Source organism: Micromonospora sp. CA-111912 (assembly GCF_050948415.1).
GTDB lineage: Bacteria > Actinomycetota > Actinomycetes > Mycobacteriales > Micromonosporaceae > Micromonospora.
In genome coordinates this window covers 154,322-173,553 of record NZ_CP192007.1, presented here as the reverse complement: position 1 = coordinate 173,553, position 19,232 = coordinate 154,322, and the positions used below count along the sequence as shown (strand labels likewise).

The following is a 19,232-nucleotide window of genomic DNA, read 5'->3' as shown; positions in this document are numbered from 1 at the left end:
GTCGGCACTACTCCGGGTCGGCGACCGCGACCATGGCCGGCCGCAGCAGCCGTTCGTTGAGCTGATAGCCCCGGCGCATGACCTGCACGCAGGTCGGTTCGGTCACGTCGGCGGAGGTTTGGTGGGCCACCGCCTCGTGTCGGGTCGGGTCGAACGGGTCGCCCTGCTCGCCGAACGCGTTCAGGCCGAACCTGCCCAGCGCGGTGGTGAGCTGCTCGGCCACCGTGCCGAACGGGCCCACCAGATCACCGTGCTCGCGGGCCCGGTCCAGGTCGTCCAGGATCGGCAGCAGCGCGGCGAGCACCGAGCCGGTCGCCTGCTCCTGGACCAGGCTGCGGTCCCGGTCCACCCGCTTGCGGTAGTTGGCGTACTCCGCCGTCACCCGCTGGAGGTCCCGGGTCCGCTCGTCGAGTTCGGCCCGCAGCCCCTCCAGCTCCGCGCCGGGCGGCGCGCCGGTGGCCGGGGTGCCGCTCTCCACCGGCTGCGCCGGGGCGTCGACCACGGGCGGCCCGTCCACGGAGGCGGCCTCGACCTCGATCTCGTCGACCACGACCTCGGCGTCGGCGACCAGCCCCTCCGCCGGGACGTCCGCCCCGGCGTCGGTGGCGGCGGGCTCCTCCGACGTGTTGATCTTGCGGTTGTCACGGATGACGACCCGCGGCTGCTCGCCGGCGGACTGCCCGGCGGTCGCGGAGCCACCCGGCGCCGACCCGGTGGAACCCGGGTCGGCGGCTCGTGGCTTCTCCGACATGCGGTTACCTCATCCCTCTGCCGTGAGTACGTGTCCGAGGCGGATCGTCACTTCTTGTCCTCGTCCACGATCTCCGCGTCGACCACGTCGTCGGCGCCGCCGGCCTGTGCGCCGCCGGTCGCCCCGGCGCCCGCACCCGCCGCACCCGCCGCACCCGGCTGCTGGCCCGGCTCGGCCTGATCGGCCTGCTGAGACGCGTACAACAGCGAGCCGGCCTGCTGGGAGACCTGCGCGAGCCGCTCGTGGGCCGCCTTGATCTTCTCGATGTCCTGGCCGCCGAGCGCGCCGCGCAGCTCGCCGAGGGCCTCGGTGAGCTGCTCCCGGTTCTCGCCCGGCAGCTTGTCACCGCTCTCGGCGAGGAACTTCTCGGTCTGCCACTGGAGCGCCTCGGCGAGGTTGCGGGTCTCCGCCTCCTCGCGACGACGCTTGTCGTCGTCGGCGTGCTCCTCGGCGTCCCGGCGCATCCGCTCGATGTCGTCCTTCGGCAGCGAGGAGCCGCCGGTGATCATCATCTTCTGTTCCTTGCCGGTGCCCAGGTCCTTCGCGTGCACGTTCACGATGCCGTTGGCGTCGATGTCGAACGTGACCTCGACCTGCGGCACGCCGCGCGGAGCGGGCGGAAGGCCGGTCAGCTCGAAGGTGCCGAGCTTCTTGTTGTAGGCCGCGATCTCCCGCTCGCCCTGGAACACCTGGATCAGCACCGACGGCTGGTTGTCGTCGGCCGTGGTGAAGACCTCGGAGCGCTTGCTCGGGATGGTGGTGTTGCGCTCGATGAGCTTGGTGAAGATGCCACCCTTGGTCTCGATGCCCAGGCTCAGCGGGGTCACGTCGAGCAGCAGGACGTCCTTGACCTCGCCCTTGAGTACGCCCGCCTGCAGGGCGGCGCCGACGGCGACGACCTCGTCCGGGTTGACGCCCTTGTTGGGGTCCCGGCCGGTGAGCTGCTTGACCAGGTCGGTGACGGCCGGCATCCGGGTCGAGCCGCCGACCAGGATCACGTGGTCGACGCCGGAGATCTTGATCCCGGCGTCCTTCACGGCCTGCTCGAACGGGCCCTTGCAGCGGTCCAGCAGGTCCTGCGTCATCCGCTGGAACTCGGCGCGGCTGAGCGTCACGTCCAGGTGCAGCGGGCCGGCCGAGCCGGCGGTGATGTACGGCAGGTTGATGTTGCTGGTGGTGGCCGCCGACAGCTCGATCTTGGCCTTCTCGGCCGCCTCGCGGAGCCGCTGGAGGGCCATCTTGTCCTGGGCCAGGTCGATGCCGTGCTCGCCCCGGAAGGTCTTCACCAGGTGGTCGATGATCCGCTGGTCCCAGTCGTCGCCACCGAGCTGGTTGTCACCGCTGGTGGACTTGACCTCGACGACGCCCTCGGCCAGCTCCAGCAGGGAGACGTCGAAGGTGCCGCCGCCGAGGTCGAAGACCAGGACGGTCTGCTCCTGGGAGCCCTTGTCCAGCCCGTACGCCAGGGCGGCTGCGGTCGGCTCGTTGACGATCCGCAGCACGTTGAAGCCGGCGATCTCGCCGGCCTCCTTGGTGGCCTGGCGCTGGCCGTCGTTGAAGTAGGCCGGGACGGTGATCACCGCGTCGGTGATCTGCTCGCCCAGGTACGCCTCGGCGTCCCGCTTGAGCTTCATCAGCGTCCGGGCCGAGATCTCCTGCGGGGTGTACTTCTTGCCGTCGATGTCGACGGTCCAGTTGGTGCCGACCTCCCGCTTGACCGAGCGGATGGTCCGGTCCGGGTTCGTCACCGCCTGGCGCTTGGCGACCTCACCGACGAGCACCTCGCCGTTGCGGGCGAACGCGACGATCGACGGGGTCGTCCGCGAGCCTTCAGCGTTGGCGATGACGGCTGGCTCACCGCCCTCGAGAACGCTGACGCAGGAGTTCGTCGTGCCGAGGTCGATACCGACCGCACGTGCCATCTTCGCTTCCTCGCTTCTTATGTTGGGGCAGGTGACGGGATGGACCCGCCGCGTACTCGCCACAAGTTGAGTGAACTTGACTCAATAGTGCCACGCCCACGGCGATCGTCAAATCGGGTTGAGCCGACCCGACGCAACCTCACGTTACGGGGAGCCCGGTTGTCTTCCCTTGCGCCGGTCGGGCACGCTTTAGCGGTGACGACGCACGGGGAACCCGCCGCCCGCTCCGGTTCGCCCGCCGTCGCCGCCCGCACCGGCACCGAGGACGCCGGGGAGGACCCGTCCGGCCCCACCGGAGACGGCCTGCCCGCCGCGCTCACCGGCCTGCGGGCCGCGATCGGCGCGGCCCGGTTCCCGCTCGCCCTGCCCTCGGCCGAGTCCGCCCGCCAGATCGGCGCGAGCCTCACCGCGCAGCTCGACGACTATCTCCTGCCCCGGATGGCCCGGCTCGACGCGCCGCTGCTGGTGGTCGTCGGCGGCTCCACCGGGGCCGGCAAGTCGACCCTGGTCAACAGCCTGGTCCAGGCCCGGGTCAGCGCCGCCGGGGTGCTCCGGCCGACCACCCGCTCGCCGGTGCTGGTGTGCAACCCGGCCGACTCCGGCTGGTTCCGCCAGGGCGAGCTGCTGCCGGGCCTCACCCGCACCAACGAGCCGAGCGAGGACCCTGGGACCCTGCACCTGGTCACCGCCCCGGCGCTCCCCGCCGGGCTGGCCTTCCTCGACGCCCCCGACATCGACTCGGTGGTCGACGCCAACCGGGCGCTGGCCGGGCAACTCCTCGCCGCCGCCGACCTCTGGCTCTTCGTCACCACCGCCGCCCGGTACGCCGACGCGGTCCCCTGGGAGCTGCTGCACACCGCGCGGGCCCGGGGCGTGGTGATCGCGATGGTGCTCGACCGGGTGCCTACGGAGGCGACCGACGAGGTGGCCGCCCATTTGGCCGAGATGCTCGCCGACCAGGGCCTCGGCGCGGCGCCGCTGTTCGTCCTGCCCGAGACGTGGGTGGACGGCCAGGGCCTGCTGCCCGACCAGGCCACCGCCCCGCTGAGCACCTGGTTCGCCCGGCTGGCCGCCGACGCCGGGGCGCGGTCCGCCGTCGTCCGGCAGACCCTGGACGGGGCGCTGGCCGCCCTGCACCCCGCGGTGGCGGGGCTGGCCGACGCCGCCGACGAGCAGGTGGCCGCCGCCGACGCCCTCGACGAGCGGGTGCTGGCCGCGTACCGGGGGGCCGAGCGGACCGTGGAGCAGGGGCTGAAGGACGGCCGGCTGCTCCGCGGCGAGGTGCTCGCCCGCTGGCAGGAGTTCGTCGGCACCGGCGAGTTCTTCCGCACCCTGGAGGCCCGGATCGGCCGGCTGCGGGACCGCCTGGTGTCCGCGGTGACCGGCCGGCCCGCGCCCGCCTCGGAGCTGCGCAACGCCATCGAGTCCCAGCTCGTCACGCTGCTGCGCGGGGTGACCGCCGAGGCGGCCGAGAACGCGTACACCGGGTGGCGGGCACACCCCGCCGGGGCGGCGCTGCTCGACCCGCCGCTGGCGCACCCGGCCGAGGACTTTCCCGCCCGCGCCGAGCGCCTGGTCCGCGACTGGCAGCGCGGGGTGCTGGAGCTGGTCCGGGCCGAGGGCGGCGACAAGCGGTTCGTGGCCCGCACCGCCTCGTACGCGGTCAACGCCACCGGGCTGGCCGTGATGATCGCCGTTTTCGCCTCGACCGCGTTCATCCCGACCGGGCTGGAGGTGGCCACCGGGGCCGGCACCACCGTCGCCGCGCAGGCCGTGCTCCAAGCGATCTTCGGCGACCAGGCCGTGCGTACGCTGGCAAATCGGGCCCGGGGCGACCTGCTGGCGCGGGTCCGGGAGCTGCTCGACGCCGAGGCCGACCGGTTCCTGTCCCGCACCGCGGCGGCCCGCCCGGCGGCGGACGCCGGCGACCCGCTGCGCGCCGCGGGCGACCGGGTGGAGGACGCCCGGCGCCGCAGCGGCCTGGCGACGGCCGACGCGCCGGGCCTGCCCGCCGCACCGACCCCGGAGGCCGAGGCCCGATGACCAACATCGCCGACCGGGTGCGCGCGGCGCTCCGGAGTGACCAGCGGGTCGACCCCGACGCGCTGATCGCCCGCCTGGACGCGGTCCGCCGGTTCCTCGACGCGGTGGACGGCCAGCTCCCAGACGGCCAACTCGTGCCCGCGCACACCCTGGTCGAGCGGGCCGGCACCCGGCTTGCGCTCTCCCGGGACCACACCGTCGTCGCCCTCGCCGGGGCCACCGGCAGCGGCAAGTCGAGCCTGTTCAACGCGCTCGCCCGGCTGGGTCTCTCCCCGGTCGGGGTGCGCCGCCCCACCACCGGCGTGGCGCACGCCTGCGTCTGGGGCCCGCTGGACGGGGCGAACCGGCTGCTCGACTGGATCGGCGTGCTGCCCCGCCACCGGTTCGTCCGGGAGAGCGCGCTCGACGCCGACGATGAGTCCGCCCTGCACGGGCTGGTGCTGCTCGACCTGCCGGACTTCGACTCGGTGCAGCGGTCGCACCGGCTGGAGGTCGACCGGCTGCTCGGCCTGGTCGACCTGGTGGTCTGGGTCGTCGACCCGCAGAAGTACGCCGACCGGGTGATCCACACCAGCTACCTGCGCGAGTTCCACCGGCACCGCGACGTGACGCTGGTGGTGCTCAACCAGGCCGACCGGCTGCCCCCGGCCGAGCTGCCCCGGGTGCTGGACGACCTGCGCCGGCTGCTCGACGCCGACGGGCTGGGCGGGGTGCCGCTACTGACCACCACCGCCATCGACCCGGCCAGGATCGTCGAGCTACGCGGAACGCTGGAACGCACGGTCGCCGGGCGGCAGGCCGCACTGCGGCGCCTCGCCGGGGACGTCGACGCGGTCGTCGCCGGGCTGGACGAGCTGGTCGCCGCCGACGCGCCGGCCACCGGGCCGGACGAGGGGACCGTCGGCTCGCTGAGCCGGGCGCTGGCCGGGACAGCCGGCGTGCCGGCGGTGGCGGCGGCGGTCGAGGGGGCGTACCGGCACCGGGCCGTGGCCAGCACCGGCTGGCCGCTGGTGCGGGGCTGGCGGCGGTTGCGACCCGACCCGCTGCGTCGGCTGCACCTGCCCGGCGCGGTCGCGGGGGCCCCGGCGGAGAGCCTGGTCGCCGCGACCTCCGTACCCGATCCGACCGCCGCCCAGCGCTCGGCGCTGGGGCTGGCCGTGCGGGCGGTCGCCGACCGGTCCGGCGCGGGCCTGCCGGCCCCCTGGGCGACCGCGGTGACCACCGCCGCCCGGTCCCGGCTGGGCGACCTGCCGGACGCGCTGGACCGCGCGGTGGCCGGCGCCGACCTGGGGATGGACCGCAAGCCGGTCTGGTGGCGGTTCGTCGGCGCGGTGCAGTGGCTGGTCACGGTCGCAGCCGTCGCCGGCCTCGGCTGGCTCGCCCTCGGCTACGCGCTGCGGGCCCTCGGCCTGCCGGCGCTGGAGTATCCCCGGGTCGGCGAGGCCCCGCTGCCCACCGTGTTGCTGCTCGGCGGCCTGCTCGCCGGGCTGCTGCTGGCCGCGCTGACCCGCCCGGTGGTGCGGTGGTCGGCCCGCCGGGCCCGCCGCCGGGCCGAGAAGCGACTTACCGCCGCCGTCGATGTGGTCGGCCGGGAGTACGTGGTGACGCCGGTCCGGGCGGTGCTCGACCGGTACGGGCAGGCGAGGCAGGCGTTGCGGGACGCCGAGCGCAGCTGAACCCCGGTCAGCCTTCACTGTCCGGGGCTCCCCCGCGGGCGTAGGGTCGACGCATGGCCACGCCTCAGACCCCCTACGACGCGGTGCTGCACGCCGCACGCGACGTGACCAGGCTCGACACCGCCCTCGATGCCGAGATGCTCGGCGCGGCGTTGCTGGGCAGCGTCTACGCGGTCGCGGAGACCGACCGGGAGGGGGCCGTCCGGGAGTTCGTCTCCGGCTTCCTCGCCGCCACCACCCGCCGCCGCACGGCCGCGGCAAAGACCATTCGCACCGTCTTCGCAGCCCTGGTGCCCGACGCGGAGGGCGCGGCGAAGGTCCACCCCGGCACCCAGGCCCCCGCCTGGTCCGAGCAGCTCGGCCGGGTGCACCTCACCGGCACCTGGTGCTACGGCGATGTGTACGGCGACCAGACCTCCTACCTGGCCACCTTCGCCTATGACGACGACGAGGCCGGCGGCCCGGAGCACGCGCTGGTGGCCCTGGTCGACCACAACATCGGCATCGCCAAGGACATCTTCGTCGGCGGCCCCGCCGGCCGGATCGTCGACCAGGTCCGGGAGATGGTCGACGGCGACGAGTTGACCTGGTTCCGGGAGGAGGACCCGGCCAGGCTGCACGGCGAGGTCGGCCGGCATCTGGCGGTCACCGACGAGCTGGGCGAGCTGCCCGCCGAGGGATCACTCGCCACCGACCGCGCGCTGGCCGGTGCGCGGCTCGCGCTGCTGCCCCCGCCGGCGCGTGCCGCCCGGGGCGCCGAGCCGCTCTCCGGCGACGAGCGGACCGCCCTGGTCCGGGCGTTTCTCGCCTCGCCCGAGGCGGTCCGGTTCGATCTGGACCCGTCCGACGACGCGGGGCTCGCCTCGCTGCACTTCTGTCTCAGCCTGCTGCTCGACCACGCCGCGAGCTTCCCGGACGGGGACCCGCTGCGGTGGAGCCCCACGGTGGCCGAGCTGTTCCTGCTCGACTGGGTGCACCGGCGGGCCGTGCTCGACATGGACGACGCCGCGATGCTCCCCCGGGTGCTGCGCGGCTGGGCGGCGTACGCGGCCAGGCGCAAGGGGCTGCCGGAGGCGGCGGCGACCCGGACCGACACTGCGATCGAGGAGATGATCCCGGAGTTTGCCCGGCTCTACTCGACAGGGGAGCGGCGCAGCCCGGCCACCGCGGCCGTGGCCCAGCTCATGGCCGACGGGGTGGACCCGGACGACCCGGTCGCCCTGGACGCCTGGATCGAGGCGAACCGGCACCGGCTCGCCGACGACGGGGCCTGAGCCGGTACGGCGTCGCTGCTCGGCCGCTGAGCGCCCGCCCCGACGGGGCTGCCGGCCCTGCCTGACGGCCCGCGCGGGCTGCGGGGTCGGGAGCGGCCCGGGGCGGGCGGCTCAGCCGAGCGTGGCGTAGACGACCCCTGCGACCAACCCGCCGACGGCGCCGCCGACCACCACCTGCGGGAGCGTGTGGGCGCGCAGCCGCACCCTTGACCAGGCCACCAGCACGGGCAGCGGCGCGGCGGCCAACAGCGGGGTGCCGAAGGTGAGCGCCAGGACGGCCACCGCCCCGGCGGCCACCGCCGTATGGATCGACAACTTCCACCAGTGGCTCACCGCCACCGCTACGACCAGCCCCACCACGCCGGCGGCCACCAGGGCAAGCAGCGGGCGGGGCGCGCCGAACGCCGCGAGCAGGGCCCACCCGACCGCCACCGAGGCCAGCCCGAACAGCAGCGGCAGCCGGCGCTGCTCGCGTACGCCGACGTGGTGGTCGGTGAGCCGTCCGCGCCGCACCCCGCCGAGGACGTACGCGAACGGAATGCCGCTGGCGAAGACGGTGGCGAGCAGCCCCCAGGCCAGCCCGTGGGCCCCGCCCCGGGCTCCGTGCCAGGCGACCACCACGGTCAGCAGGGTCACCAGAACGGCTGGCGCGGTCAGCTCGGTGACCAGCCGGGCGATCCGCAGGCCCGGCTCGGCCGGCTCTGCCGACTCTTTCGGCTCGGTCGGCTCAGCCGGGACCGGAGGCTCGGCCGGGAGGCCCGGGCCGCTCAGCGCCCCGTCCCCGGTCGCGCCGGCCTGGCCCCGCTCCAGTCGCTGCCGCGCGCCTGCCCGCCGATCCGATTCACGCTCCACGACCGCGGAGCATGCCGGGCGGCCGGGCGGCCGGGTCAACGGTCGCGCCGAGGCTGCTCGCGGTCGGCTCCGAGCCGGTCGACTCCGAACTGGTCGGGGGCCCGGTGTCGCCCGGCGGGGAAGGGGCCTGCGTCGAGTCGGAGAGCGTCACCGTGGGCGTCGGATCCGGCGTCGGCGGGTCGGTCGGTGACGGCACCGGCGTCGGGTGCGGCGCCGGAGTCGGGCTCGGCGAGGGGGGCGGCGCGGGCGGCCGGGGGGCCGGCGGGGGGATCGGCGCCGGGGGCGGCGGGTGGCGTATCGCGTCCGGGCCGGACGGATCGGGGTCGGCCGGCGGGGCCGGGGCCCGCGGCGCCAGACCCGGGCCGGACGGGCCGGTCGACGGCGCCACGACCATGCCCGGCCGGGCGGACGGGATCACCCCGGGTCGGCCGGTCCCCGGCAGCGGGACGACCACCGGGCCGACGGACGGGGTGGGAATGAACGGGGTGCTGCTGTCCGGCAGCGCCGTGCTGCCCACCGTGGCCGAGCCCGCACTGACGGCGGCGAGGATCGGCATCGAGGCGGTGCCGGCGAGCAGGGCGACCGTGAAGAGGTACCCCCGGCCGTGAGCGGCGTAGCCCGGGGCGCGGTGCGCGCCGACGACCCGGCGGTAGCCGCCCGCCGCGCGGTGCCGACCGAGCAGCGGAGCGGCCGGACCCTCACCTGGCTGGGACACGCACACTCCTCGTTGTCGGGCACGGTCACGGGCGACGGGGCAGCAATAAGCGGACATAGGCCCACGAAAGGAGCACCCCGGCGCAATCAGCTTGAACCAGTGACGGTCAGTTCACCAGGCACCACAGCGTGTCGACACACAATTTGTCCGCCGCCGCCACCGGGACGCGAATCCGCTACGACAAATCGCCTGATGAGCCGCGAATCCGACAGCGACCGGAAACCTGGGCGGGCGTACTGTGGGGCCCCTCACCTCCTCTGCGAATATGGACCACGACGGCAACGCAGCCGCGGCCTCCGCGCACCCCGCGGCAGGCCCGGTTGGGCGTCGGCGCTCCCGAACCGGGTTCGTCCCACGGATCCGGCTCACGCCGCGCGGCAACCCCCACCGGGGCTAGGCGCGGCCGCCAGGACCAGCCCGGCACCGGCCGGGCCGGCGCACGATTTGCGCGGACGGGTCACCCCCGGTGCCGACGCAGACATGACAGGGAGAGACGGATGGCAAAGGGCGACCCCGGGGTCACCACCCGCGGCCGGCGGGCCGCACCCCGTTCCAAGCGGGCCGCGTCAGCGGCTGCCGGCAACCCAGAACTCGTACAGTTGCTGACGCCCGAGGGCGAGCGCATCGAGACGGCGTTCGGCCCGGACGGGACGGAGTACCGCGTCGACTTCACCGACGAGGAGTACCGCGGGCTCTACCGCGACCTCGTGCTGGTCCGCAAGCTCGACGCCGAGGCCACCGCGTTGCAGCGGCAGGGCGAACTGGGCCTGTGGGCGAGCCTGCTGGGCCAGGAGGCCGCGCAGGTCGGCTCCGGCCGGGCGCTGCGCAGCCAGGACATGGCCTTCCCGACCTACCGGGAGCACGGCGTCCTCTACTGCCGGGGCATCGACCCGATCATGCCGCTCGGCCTGTTCCGCGGCGTCAACCAGGGTGGCTGGGACCCGAACGAGTTCAAGTTCAACATGTACACGATCGTGATCGGGGCACAGACCCTGCACGCGACCGGATATGCCATGGGCGTCCACATGGACGGCAAGACCGGGACCGAGGACGGCGAGGCGGTGATCGCCTACTTCGGCGACGGCGCAACCAGCCAGGGCGACGTCAACGAAGCGTTCGTCTGGGCCAGCGTCTTCAACGCCCCGCTGGTGTTCTTCTGCCAGAACAACCAGTACGCCATCTCCGAGCCCCTGGAGCGGCAGACCCGGGTGCCGCTCTACCAACGGGCCGGCGGCTTCGGCTTCCCCGGCGTCCGGGTCGACGGCAACGACGTGCTCGCCTCGTACGCGGTGACCCGGCACGCGCTAGACAACGCGCGACACGGCCAGGGCCCCTGCCTGATCGAGGCATACACCTACCGGATGGGGGCGCACACCACCTCCGACGACCCGACCCGGTACCGGATCGCCAGCGAGGTCGAGGCCTGGCAGGCCAAGGACCCGATCGCCCGGATGAAGGCGTTCCTGGAAAAGCAGAAGATCGCCGACGGGGACTTCTTCGCCGCCATCGACGAGCAGGCCCGCGCCGAGTCGGTGCACCTGCGCGAGCGGGTGCTCGCCATGCCCGACCCCGAGCCGGTGACGATGTTCGACCACGTCTACCCCCACGGGTCCCCTGAGCTCGACGAGCAGCGGGCGCGGTTCAGCCGCTACATGGAGTCGTTCGAGGGGAGCGCCCACTGATGGCCACGGAGACGCTCACCCTCGGAAAGGCGCTCAACACCGGCCTGCGCAGGGCCCTGGAGGACGACCCGAAGGTCATCATCATGGGCGAGGATGTCGGCAAGCTCGGCGGCGTCTTCCGGGTCACCGACGGGCTCCAGAAGGACTTCGGCGACCAGCGGGTGATCGACACCCCGTTGGCCGAGTCCGGCATCATCGGCACTGCGGTCGGCCTGGCCATCCGCGGCTTCCGCCCGGTCTGCGAGATCCAGTTCGACGGCTTCGTCTACCCCGCGTACGACCAGATCGTGTCGCAGGTGGCGAAGATGCACTACCGCTCGCAGGGCAAGCTCCGTATCCCGATGGTCATCCGCATCCCGTACGGCGGGGGCATCGGCGCGGTCGAGCACCACTCGGAGTCGCCGGAGGCGTACTTCGCGCACACCGCCGGCCTGAAGGTCGTCACCTGCGCGAACCCGCAGGACGGCTACTCGATGATCCAGCAGGCGATCGCCTCGGACGACCCGATCGTCTTCCTGGAGCCCAAGCGGCGCTACTGGGAGAAGGGTCCGGTCGAGCTGGACGGCCCGCTGTCGGCGGCGTACCCGCTGCACTCGGCCCGGGTGACGCGGCCCGGCACGGACGTGACCGTGCTGGCGTACGGCCCGATGGTGCGCACCTGCGTGGAGGCGGCGACCGCCGCCGCCGAGGACGGCCGCGAGCTGGAGGTCATCGACCTGCGCACGCTCTCCCCGCTGGACCTGACCGCCGCGTACGAGTCGGTGCGGCGCACCGGCCGCTGCGTGGTGGTGCACGAGGCCCCGGGCAACCTGGGCCTGGGCTCGGAGATCGCCGCCCGGATCACCGAGGAGTGCTTCTACTCCCTGGAGTCCCCGGTGCTGCGGGTGACCGGCTTCGACACCCCCTACCCGGCCTCCCGGGTGGAGGAGGAGTACCTGCCTGACCTCGATCGGGTGCTCGACGCCGTCGACCGGGCCTTCGGGTGGTGAGCGGCGTGTCGCGGATCAAGGAGTTCAACCTGCCCGACCTGGGCGAGGGCCTGGCCGAGGGCGAGATCCTCGCCTGGCTGGTCAAGGTGGGCGACATGATCGAGCTGAACCAGCCGATCGTCGAGGTGGAGACGGCCAAGGCTGCCGTCGAGATCCCGGCGAAGTGGGCCGGCCAGGTGCGGTCGATCTTCCACCCGGCGGGCAGCACGATCGAGGTCGGCACGCCGATCATCGCGATCGACACCGACCCGGGCGCCGGCCCCATCGAGGAGTCGACCACGGGCACCCCGTCGGCGGACCTGCCCACCCCGTCGGCGGCATCGCTGGCGGCGGTCGAGGTGGCCCCGAGTGAGGGCGCGGTCGAGCCGGGCCTGATCGGCGGCCCCGCCCCGGGCGGCCGTACCGCCGTCCTGGTCGGCTACGGCCCGCGCACCACGGCGGCCAAGCGCCGGCCGCGCAAGGCCGGCGTCCCGGCCCAGGCCACCGCCGCCCCGGCGACCCGCGCCCCGGCCGCCCCGGCACCGGTCCCGGCCGCCCCGGTGGTCGCCGCGCCGACGAACGGCAACGGCCACGGGGGTACGCGCGCAGGCGGGCCGGTGCTGGCCAAGCCGCCGGTACGCAAGCTCGCCCGGGACCTCGGCGTCGACCTGGCCGCGCTGACCGGGTCAGGTCCACTGGGCTCGGTCACCCGGGAGGACGTACGGCAGGCGGCGAGCGACACCGCGACGGCGGCCGAGCCGCTGACTGCGACGGCACCCACCACGGCGGCGGCGAGCTTCGGCGTCGACCGCGAGCAGCGCATCCCCGTCAAGGGGGTACGCAAGCTCACCGCCGAGAACATGTCCCGCTCGGCGTTCACGGCCCCGCACGTGACGGAGTTCATGACCGTCGACGTCACTCGGGCGACCAAGGCCCTGGACCGGCTGCGCGGCCGGCGGGAGTGGCGCGATGTCCGGGTCTCGCCGCTGCTGCTGGTGGCCAAGGCGGTGCTGCTCGCGGTGCGGCGACACCCGATGGTCAACTCGACGTGGGCCGGCGACGAGATCGTCGTCAAGGACTACGTCAACCTGGGCATCGCGGCGGCCACCGAGCGCGGGCTGATCGTGCCGAACATCAAGGACGCCGGCCGGCTGTCGCTACGCGAGTTGGCGGACGCGATGACCGACCTCGTGCAGACGGCCAAGGCCGGCCGGACCTCGCCCGCCGCCATGTCCGGCGGCACCCTGACGATCACCAACGTCGGGGTGTTCGGGGTGGACACCGGCACGCCGATCCTGCCCCCGGGCGAGTCGGCGATCCTGGCCTTCGGCGCGGTCCGTGAGATGCCCTGGGTGCACAAGGGCAAGGTCCGCCCGCGTCAGGTGACCACGCTGGGCCTGTCCTTCGACCACCGGATCATCGACGGTGAGCTCGGGTCGAAGTTCCTCCGCGACATCGGGGACTTCCTGGCCGACCCGGAGGCGGCACTGCTCGCCTGGACCTGACGGTTAGTTGACACCAGCGACGGCCGGTGTGCCACGGGTGAACGCCCGGCACACCGGCCGTCGCCGTTGGCAGATGAAAACCCGGGCCAAAAGCCTTGTTGACCTACGATCCTTAGGCAGGTGTCTCAGCTCACCTACTAATCGATGGACTCCCCGCCCATCTTGCGCTTCAATGGACACATCAGGGGCTGACAACCGAATAGCCAGGAGAAGAGACCCAGATGAGCATGATCGAGCGAATCCGCAACCGCCGCGACGCCAACCGCCGTGCCCGCGCCATCGAGCACGCGCTGCGTTCCGCCAACTCGCCTGCGGTCCGTGACGAGCTTCTCACCATCGCCCAGCGTCACATGAGCTGACGCCCCACACTTTTCTCTCCTCCTCCAGTTCGACGACCCGCCCGGTCACCCCGGGCGGGTCGTCGGCGTTTCGGACCGATTGACACCGGGATTCCGCCTCGCAGCACCGCCCGGTACGGTGGGGTTCGGTCGTCAACCACACCGTCCGGACCCGTCGCGCCGATAGATGCTGCTCGACACGGTCCGGCGACGCGGAGTGACGGCCGGTGCTCCCCGGTGCCGCAGGCGGTCACCGGATACGGTGCGGGGAGTCCCCGCTGCCGGTATCGCCGGCGACGCCGGCACCGACGCCGACGCACCGCCGGCGTCGGCGGCCGACATGTGATGGAGGAGGCGCACCGATGACGTCCGAGGGCCCGCACCACCCCGGCCAAGAGCCGGACGAGGTGTCGCCGGGCACCGGCGCGCCCGCGCCGTACGGCGTCGCCAGCCCGGACCTGGGCTGGGCGCCCCCGCCCCCCACGGCCCGGCCGAATCCGCCAGCTCCCGCCCGGGCGGCGCAGAACGACCAGCCGCCCACGGCGGCCTGGGGTGCCGCCGCCCCGCCGAACGACCAGCCGCCCACCGCCGCGTGGGGCGCCGCACCGCAGGGCGACCAGCCGCCCACCGCCGCCTGGGGTGCCGCACCGCAGGGTGGTCAGCCGCCCACGGCGGCCTGGGGTGCCAGCCCGCCACCCACCGCCGCGTGGGGTGCCGCACCGCAGGGTGACCGGCCGCCGACGGCGGCCTGGGGTGCCGCACCGCAGGGTGACCGGCCGCCGACGGCGGCCTGGGGTGCCGCACCGCAGAACGACCAGCCGCCCACCGCCGCGTGGGGCGCCGCCCAGGCGCCGGCACAGCAGCCGGAGCCGCACCGGCCGGACGCGTGGGGGCCACCGCCCGCCGCGTCGCAGCCCGCCTGGGGCCAGGCCGACCAGCCGATGCCGGACTGGAAGCAGGAGGATCAGCCCAGCCCCACCTGGCCCGCCACCCCGCCGCCCACGCCGCCCGGCTCCGCCGGTGATCAGCCCCAGCCGGCCTGGGGAGCGCAGCCCGAACAGCCGGCGCCGGCCTGGCCCACCCAGGCCGAGCAGCCGCCCGCCGCGTGGGGCCAGAACGAGTCGGCCGCCCGGGGCGCCGCCCGCGTCCCCGGCCCGGCCACCCCACCCCCGGACTCCTGGCCCGCCCAGGCCGACGCCAACCCGTCCGACGGCTGGAACCCCACCGGACAGCAGGACGACGAGCCCGCCCGCCCGGGCGGCTGGAACGCCGGCGGGCAGCAGGACGACCCGGCCCGCTCCGGCGGCTGGAACTCCGGCTCGCCCGCCGTCCCTCAGGACGACCCGGCCCGCTCCGGCGGCTGGAACACCGGCCGGCAGCCGGACGACGGACCCGTTCACCCAGTTGGCTGGGCCCCGGCCGAGCAGCCCGCATTCGCCGGCAAGGCCGAGCAGCCGCCCGCGCCCTGGGGGCAGACCGAGTCGGCCGCCCGGGGCGCCGCCCGCGTCCCCGGCCAGGCCACCCCGCCCCAGGACGCCTGGCCCGCCCAGGCCGACGCCAACCCGTCCGGCGGCTGGAACCCCAACGGACAGCAGGACGAAGCCGTCCGCTCCGACTGGAACGCCGGCTCGCCCGCCGTCCCTCAGGACGACCCGGCCCGCTCCGGCGGCTGGAACGCCGGCGGGCGGCAGGACGACCCCGCCCGCTCCGACGGCTGGGCTGCCACGGAAGGCAAGCGCGACGACCAGCCCCAGCCGACCGCCTGGGCCGGTGCCGACGGGACGGCCAAGCCCGGCGCGTGGGGCGCGGCGTCGGTACCGCAGCAGCAGGAGGAGGACCGCCCGGCCGTCCCGGACTGGGCGGCAGCCGAGCCGACATCGGTGCCGCCTGCCCGGGCCACCGCCACCGTCAGCGTGGACGGGCCGCCATCCTGGAGCGCCCCGGCAGAGGACCAGCAGCAATGGCCCGGCCCGGATCGGACCGAGCGGCCCGCCGTGCCGGACGTCGAGCCGTGGGCACCTGGCGAGGCGTGGGGGCGTTCCGCCGAGGCGGAGCCCTCCGCGCCGCAGCCAACCGGCAACGGCTGGGAGCCGGAACGGTCGGAGGACCGGCCGCTGTACCAGCCGGCACCGGCCCCAGGAATCTCGCCGGCCAACGCCGTCCCGCTGCCGCCGCAGGAGCAGCGGGTGCCCGGCGCCAGCCTGGCCGCCGCCCCGCCGGCCGACTACCTGCCGCCGGCCCAGTTCACCCCGGAGGTCGAGCCGTCAGGCCGCGAGGGCAGGCCGTCGGCGTACGAGCCGGAACTGGCGGGGGCCGACAACGGCTGGGGCCGTGCCGAGGAGCCCCAGCCTTCCGCCGGCCCGGTCGTTCCCGCTCCCCGGATGTCGCCGGAGGGCCAGGCCTCCGCCCGGGCCGCTGTCTCCCTGCCGGAGGCCGGGGAGTCCGCAGCCGGCGCGCCCGGCAGCGTCTCGGCGAGCGCGTCCGTGCCGCTGACCAGCCGGGTGACGCCCCCGACCGACCAGGCCCGGCCCGGCGACACGCCCGGGCCGCAGCCCCGGGTGTACGGCCGGCCCACCCGCCCGGAGCCGGTCGAGGAGCCGGAGCAGGCGGAGGAGCGCGGCTTCTACCCCGACCCCAACCCGCCGCACCGCTTCGACGAGCCGGGCCCACAGGGACACTTCGACGAGCACGGCCCACAGGCCCGGTTCGACGAGCCGAGCCCGCACGGGCGGTTCGACGCGCCCGGGCCGCAGAGCCGGTTCGACGAGCCCGGCCAGCACGGGCGGTTCGACGAGCCCGGCCAGCAGCCGCGCTTCGACGACCGGGGGCCGCAGCGCTTCGACGAGCCCGACCGGCAACACGGGTACGGCGACGGTCCGGCCGCCGCGGCAGCGGCAGTGCCGCCCGTCTTCCCGCCCGGCGTGCCGTCCTTCATGGACCCGCCGGCCAGCAACCGGCCGGTGAACGGCGTCCGGCCGCACGACGGCGACCGGCCGAACGACCAGTTCGGCGGCCCGGCGGCCCCGGTCAGCGGCGGCGCGGCCGGCCAGGGCGCGGTGCCCGGGCACGGTCCGGACCCGTTCGGCGAGCCGGCCCAGGGTGGTTTCCCGCCGGCCTTCCCGACGCAGGGCCAGCAGTCGGGTTCGTCCTGGGACGTGGAACCCGAGCAGGGCCGGTTCGACTCGTTCAAGCCGGACGCGGCCGAGCAGAAGACCGAGGCGCCACCGCCGAAGGTGCGCAACGGCCGGGTGCTGGCCCTGGTGATGGTGGCCGCCGTGCTGATCCTCGCGGTCCCGCTCGGCCTGCTCATGCTGCTCGGCAAGTTCAGCGACGACAAGGTGCCGGCGGTCGGCTCCTGCGTGAAGCGGGCTGGTTCCAACGTGACGGCGGCGACCTGCGGCGACGCCGACACCTTCACCGTCGTGTCGAGGGTCGACGCCAAGGAGAAGTGCGCCGACCCGACCCAGCCGTCCGCAGTGCTCCAAGGCGACGTGCCGAACAAGGTGCTCTGCCTGAAGCCGTCCACCAAGCAGTAGCGAATTCCCGAGGGCGGGGCCACGGACCACCGTGGCCCCGCCCTCGTCGGTCGCCGGGTGTGACCGGGGCCGCGCAGGGTGTTGGCGTGCGGGGCATCCCCGTCGGGCAGACTGAGGAGATGAGCGCACGAGTACGGGCCCCGGAGCTGCGCGGACGGGGTTGGCTGAACACGGGTGGGCGGGACCTGAAGCTGTCCGACCTGCGCGGCAAGATCGTAGTCGCGGACTTTTGGACCTTCTGCTGCATCAACTGCCTGCACGTGCTCGACGAGCTGCGCCCGCTGGAGGAGAAGTACGCCGACGTGCTGGTCGTCGTCGGCGTCCACTCGCCGAAGTTCGAGCACGAGAAGGACCCGGACGCCCTCGCCGCCGCCGTCGAGCGGTACGGCGTGCACCACCCCGTCCTCGACGATCCCGAGCTGGACATGTGGCAGCAGTACGCGGCCCGGGCCTGGCCGACCCTCGCGGTGATCGACCCCGAGGGGTACGTGGTGGCCACCATGGCCGGTGAGGGCCACGCCGAGGGGCTGGCGCGGCTGGTCGACGAGTTGGTCGCCACCCACGAGGCGAAGGGCACCCTGCACCGGGGCGACGGCCCGTACGTGCCGCCGGCCGAGCCGGAGACCACCCTGCGGTTCCCCGGCAAGGCGGTCCTGCTCGACGGCGGGAACCTGCTGGTCTCCGACTCGGCCCGGCACTGCCTGGTCGAACTGGCCCCCGACGGCGAGACCGTGGTCCGCCGGATCGGCTCGGGCGAGCGGGGGCGGGCCGACGGCCCGGCGGGGGCCGCCGCGTTCTCCGAGCCGCAGGGGTTGTGCCGGCTGCCGGAGCACGTGGCCGAGGTCGCCGGGTACGACCTGGTCGTCGCGGACACCGTCAACCACCTGCTGCGCGGCGTACGGCTGAGCACCGGCGAGGTGGTCACCGTCGCCGGCACCGGCCGGCAGTGGCGCTCCACGGTGGACGACCACGCCCACGACGCGCTCTCGGTCGACCTTTCCTCCCCCTGGGACCTGGCCTGGTACGACGACAAGGTGATCGTCGCGATGGCCGGCATCCACCAGCTCTGGTGGTTCGACCCGATCCGCCGCACCGCCGGGATGTACGCCGGCACGACGGTCGAGGCGCTGCGCGACGGCCCGCTGGCCGAGGCGTGGATGGCGCAGCCGTCCGGCCTGTCGGTGTCGACCGACGGCGCGCGGCTGTGGATCGCCGACAGCGAGACAAGCGCGGTCCGTTACGTCGAGAACGGCGTGCTGGGCACCGCCGTCGGGCAGGGGCTGTTCGACTTCGGCCACGTCGACGGGCCGGCCGAGCGGGCGCTGCTCCAGCACCCGCTGGGCGTGTGCGCGCTGCCGGACGGCTCGGTGCTGGTCGCCGACACGTACAACGGGGCGGTCCGCCGCTTCGACCCGGGGACCGGTCAGGTGTCCACGGTCGCCGATGGGCTGGCCGAGCCGAGCGACGTGGTGCTGACCGCCGACGGCGGGGTGCTGGTGGTCGAGTCGGCGGCGCACCGGCTGACCCGGCTGGCTCCGGGCGCGCTGTCGGCCGCCGGGGCGAGCACGGTCGACGGCCCTCGGCACCGCACCGAACGCAAGCCGACGGAGGTGGCGGCCGGCGAGGTCACCCTGGACATCGTCTTCACCCCGGCCCCGGGGCAGAAGCTGGACGAGACGTACGGGCCGTCGACCCGGCTGGTGGTCTCGGCGTCCCCGCCGGAGCTGCTGCTGGACGGGGCGGGCACCGGCACGGGGCTGTCCCGCCGGCTGGTGGTCGACGGTGCGGTGGCCGGCGGGGTGCTCCAGGTGACCGCCCAGGCGGCGACGTGTGACGCCGACGTGGAGCACGCGGCCTGCCACCTGACCCGGCAGGACTGGGGCGTGCCGGTCCGGGTGGTCGAGGGTGGCACCGCTCGGCTCCCGCTGGTCCTGCGCGGCCTGGACGCCTGACCACCACCGCTGCGGAGC

13 protein-coding genes are annotated in these 19,232 nt (G+C 74.7%); 9 read left to right on the top strand and 4 right to left on the bottom strand.

Annotated elements, in window-relative coordinates; genetic code table 11:
* Nucleotides 1–7 precede the first annotated feature (7 nt).
* Nucleotides 8–751: a nucleotide exchange factor GrpE gene (grpE, locus tag ACQPZO_RS00790; protein WP_433346104.1), complete on the bottom strand. Its 744-nt coding sequence runs from the start codon at nt 749–751 to the stop codon at nt 8–10.
* Between the two features lie 47 nt (nt 752–798).
* The gene (gene dnaK / locus ACQPZO_RS00785; protein WP_433346102.1) at nt 799–2,673 is read right to left on the bottom strand and encodes a molecular chaperone DnaK; all 1,875 of its coding nucleotides are present in this window, start codon (nt 2,671–2,673) and stop codon (nt 799–801) included.
* Between the two features lie 195 nt (nt 2,674–2,868).
* Here dnaK and ACQPZO_RS00780 point away from each other — a divergent pair, with 195 nt between their 5' ends.
* From ACQPZO_RS00780 to ACQPZO_RS00770, 3 genes are read left to right on the top strand one after another with little or no spacing between them, the layout of a single operon-like run.
* The gene (locus ACQPZO_RS00780) at nt 2,869–4,716 is read left to right on the top strand and encodes an ABC transporter (protein ID WP_433346100.1); all 1,848 of its coding nucleotides are present in this window, start codon (nt 2,869–2,871) and stop codon (nt 4,714–4,716) included.
* Nucleotides 4,713–6,392 (top strand): GTPase, encoded by a 1,680-nt coding sequence (locus ACQPZO_RS00775; protein ID WP_433346098.1) that lies wholly within the window; start codon nt 4,713–4,715, stop codon nt 6,390–6,392. The genes ACQPZO_RS00780 and ACQPZO_RS00775 overlap by 4 nt, the downstream gene beginning before the upstream one ends.
* 53 nt (nt 6,393–6,445) lie before the next feature.
* Nucleotides 6,446–7,666 carry a hypothetical protein gene (locus ACQPZO_RS00770; RefSeq protein WP_433346096.1) on the top strand — a complete coding sequence of 407 codons (1,221 nt, stop codon included), beginning with the start codon at nt 6,446–6,448 and terminating at the stop codon, nt 7,664–7,666.
* Nucleotides 7,667–7,777: 111 nt separating this feature from the next.
* Here the strand turns inward: ACQPZO_RS00770 and ACQPZO_RS00765 are convergent, their stop codons facing one another.
* Entirely contained in the window at nt 7,778–8,518 is a 741-nt protein-coding gene (locus tag ACQPZO_RS00765) for a phosphoesterase PA-phosphatase (protein WP_433346094.1), read from the bottom strand.
* Nucleotides 8,508–9,233: a hypothetical protein gene (locus ACQPZO_RS00760; protein WP_433346092.1), complete on the bottom strand. Its 726-nt coding sequence runs from the start codon at nt 9,231–9,233 to the stop codon at nt 8,508–8,510. The genes ACQPZO_RS00765 and ACQPZO_RS00760 overlap by 11 nt, the downstream gene beginning before the upstream one ends.
* Nucleotides 9,234–9,730: 497 nt before the next feature.
* On the opposite strand from ACQPZO_RS00760, the gene pdhA reads away from it, so the two are divergent.
* From pdhA to ACQPZO_RS00730, 6 genes are all read left to right on the top strand, one after another.
* Complete coding sequence (gene pdhA, locus ACQPZO_RS00755) at nt 9,731–10,915, top strand: pyruvate dehydrogenase (acetyl-transferring) E1 component subunit alpha (RefSeq protein WP_433346090.1); 1,185 nt, start codon at nt 9,731–9,733, stop codon at nt 10,913–10,915.
* A complete protein-coding gene (locus ACQPZO_RS00750; RefSeq protein ID WP_433346088.1) occupies nt 10,915–11,904 on the top strand; it encodes an alpha-ketoacid dehydrogenase subunit beta in 990 nt (329 codons plus the stop codon). The genes pdhA and ACQPZO_RS00750 overlap by 1 nt, the downstream gene beginning before the upstream one ends.
* A gap of 5 nt (nt 11,905–11,909) precedes the next feature.
* Nucleotides 11,910–13,388 carry a dihydrolipoamide acetyltransferase family protein gene (locus ACQPZO_RS00745; protein ID WP_433346086.1) on the top strand — a complete coding sequence of 493 codons (1,479 nt, stop codon included), beginning with the start codon at nt 11,910–11,912 and terminating at the stop codon, nt 13,386–13,388.
* Between the two features lie 221 nt (nt 13,389–13,609).
* Entirely contained in the window at nt 13,610–13,747 is a 138-nt protein-coding gene (locus tag ACQPZO_RS00740) for a hypothetical protein (protein WP_387026307.1), read from the top strand.
* 341 nt (nt 13,748–14,088) lie between these two features.
* Nucleotides 14,089–17,262: an LppU/SCO3897 family protein gene (locus ACQPZO_RS00735; RefSeq protein ID WP_433346084.1), complete on the top strand. Its 3,174-nt coding sequence runs from the start codon at nt 14,089–14,091 to the stop codon at nt 17,260–17,262.
* 119 nt (nt 17,263–17,381) lie between these two features.
* The gene (locus tag ACQPZO_RS00730) at nt 17,382–19,214 is read left to right on the top strand and encodes an NHL domain-containing thioredoxin family protein (RefSeq protein ID WP_433346082.1); all 1,833 of its coding nucleotides are present in this window, start codon (nt 17,382–17,384) and stop codon (nt 19,212–19,214) included.
* The last annotated feature ends 18 nt before the right edge of the window (nt 19,215–19,232 follow it).

Excerpts from the sequence above, each read along its gene's own strand:
- ACQPZO_RS00740 (WP_387026307.1), top strand. The coding sequence starts at position 13,610 with ATGAGCATGATCGAGCGAATCCGCAACCGCCGCGACGCCAACCGCCGT.
- ACQPZO_RS00750 (WP_433346088.1), top strand. The coding sequence starts at position 10,915 with ATGGCCACGGAGACGCTCACCCTCGGAAAGGCGCTCAACACCGGCCTG.
- ACQPZO_RS00770 (WP_433346096.1), top strand. The coding sequence starts at position 6,446 with ATGGCCACGCCTCAGACCCCCTACGACGCGGTGCTGCACGCCGCACGC.
- ACQPZO_RS00775 (WP_433346098.1), top strand. The coding sequence starts at position 4,713 with ATGACCAACATCGCCGACCGGGTGCGCGCGGCGCTCCGGAGTGACCAG.
- pdhA (WP_433346090.1), top strand. The coding sequence starts at position 9,731 with ATGGCAAAGGGCGACCCCGGGGTCACCACCCGCGGCCGGCGGGCCGCA.
- ACQPZO_RS00730 (WP_433346082.1), top strand. The coding sequence starts at position 17,382 with ATGAGCGCACGAGTACGGGCCCCGGAGCTGCGCGGACGGGGTTGGCTG.
- dnaK (WP_433346102.1), bottom strand. The coding sequence starts at position 2,673 with ATGGCACGTGCGGTCGGTATCGACCTCGGCACGACGAACTCCTGCGTC.
- grpE (WP_433346104.1), bottom strand. The coding sequence starts at position 751 with ATGTCGGAGAAGCCACGAGCCGCCGACCCGGGTTCCACCGGGTCGGCG.
- ACQPZO_RS00735 (WP_433346084.1), top strand. The coding sequence starts at position 14,089 with ATGACGTCCGAGGGCCCGCACCACCCCGGCCAAGAGCCGGACGAGGTG.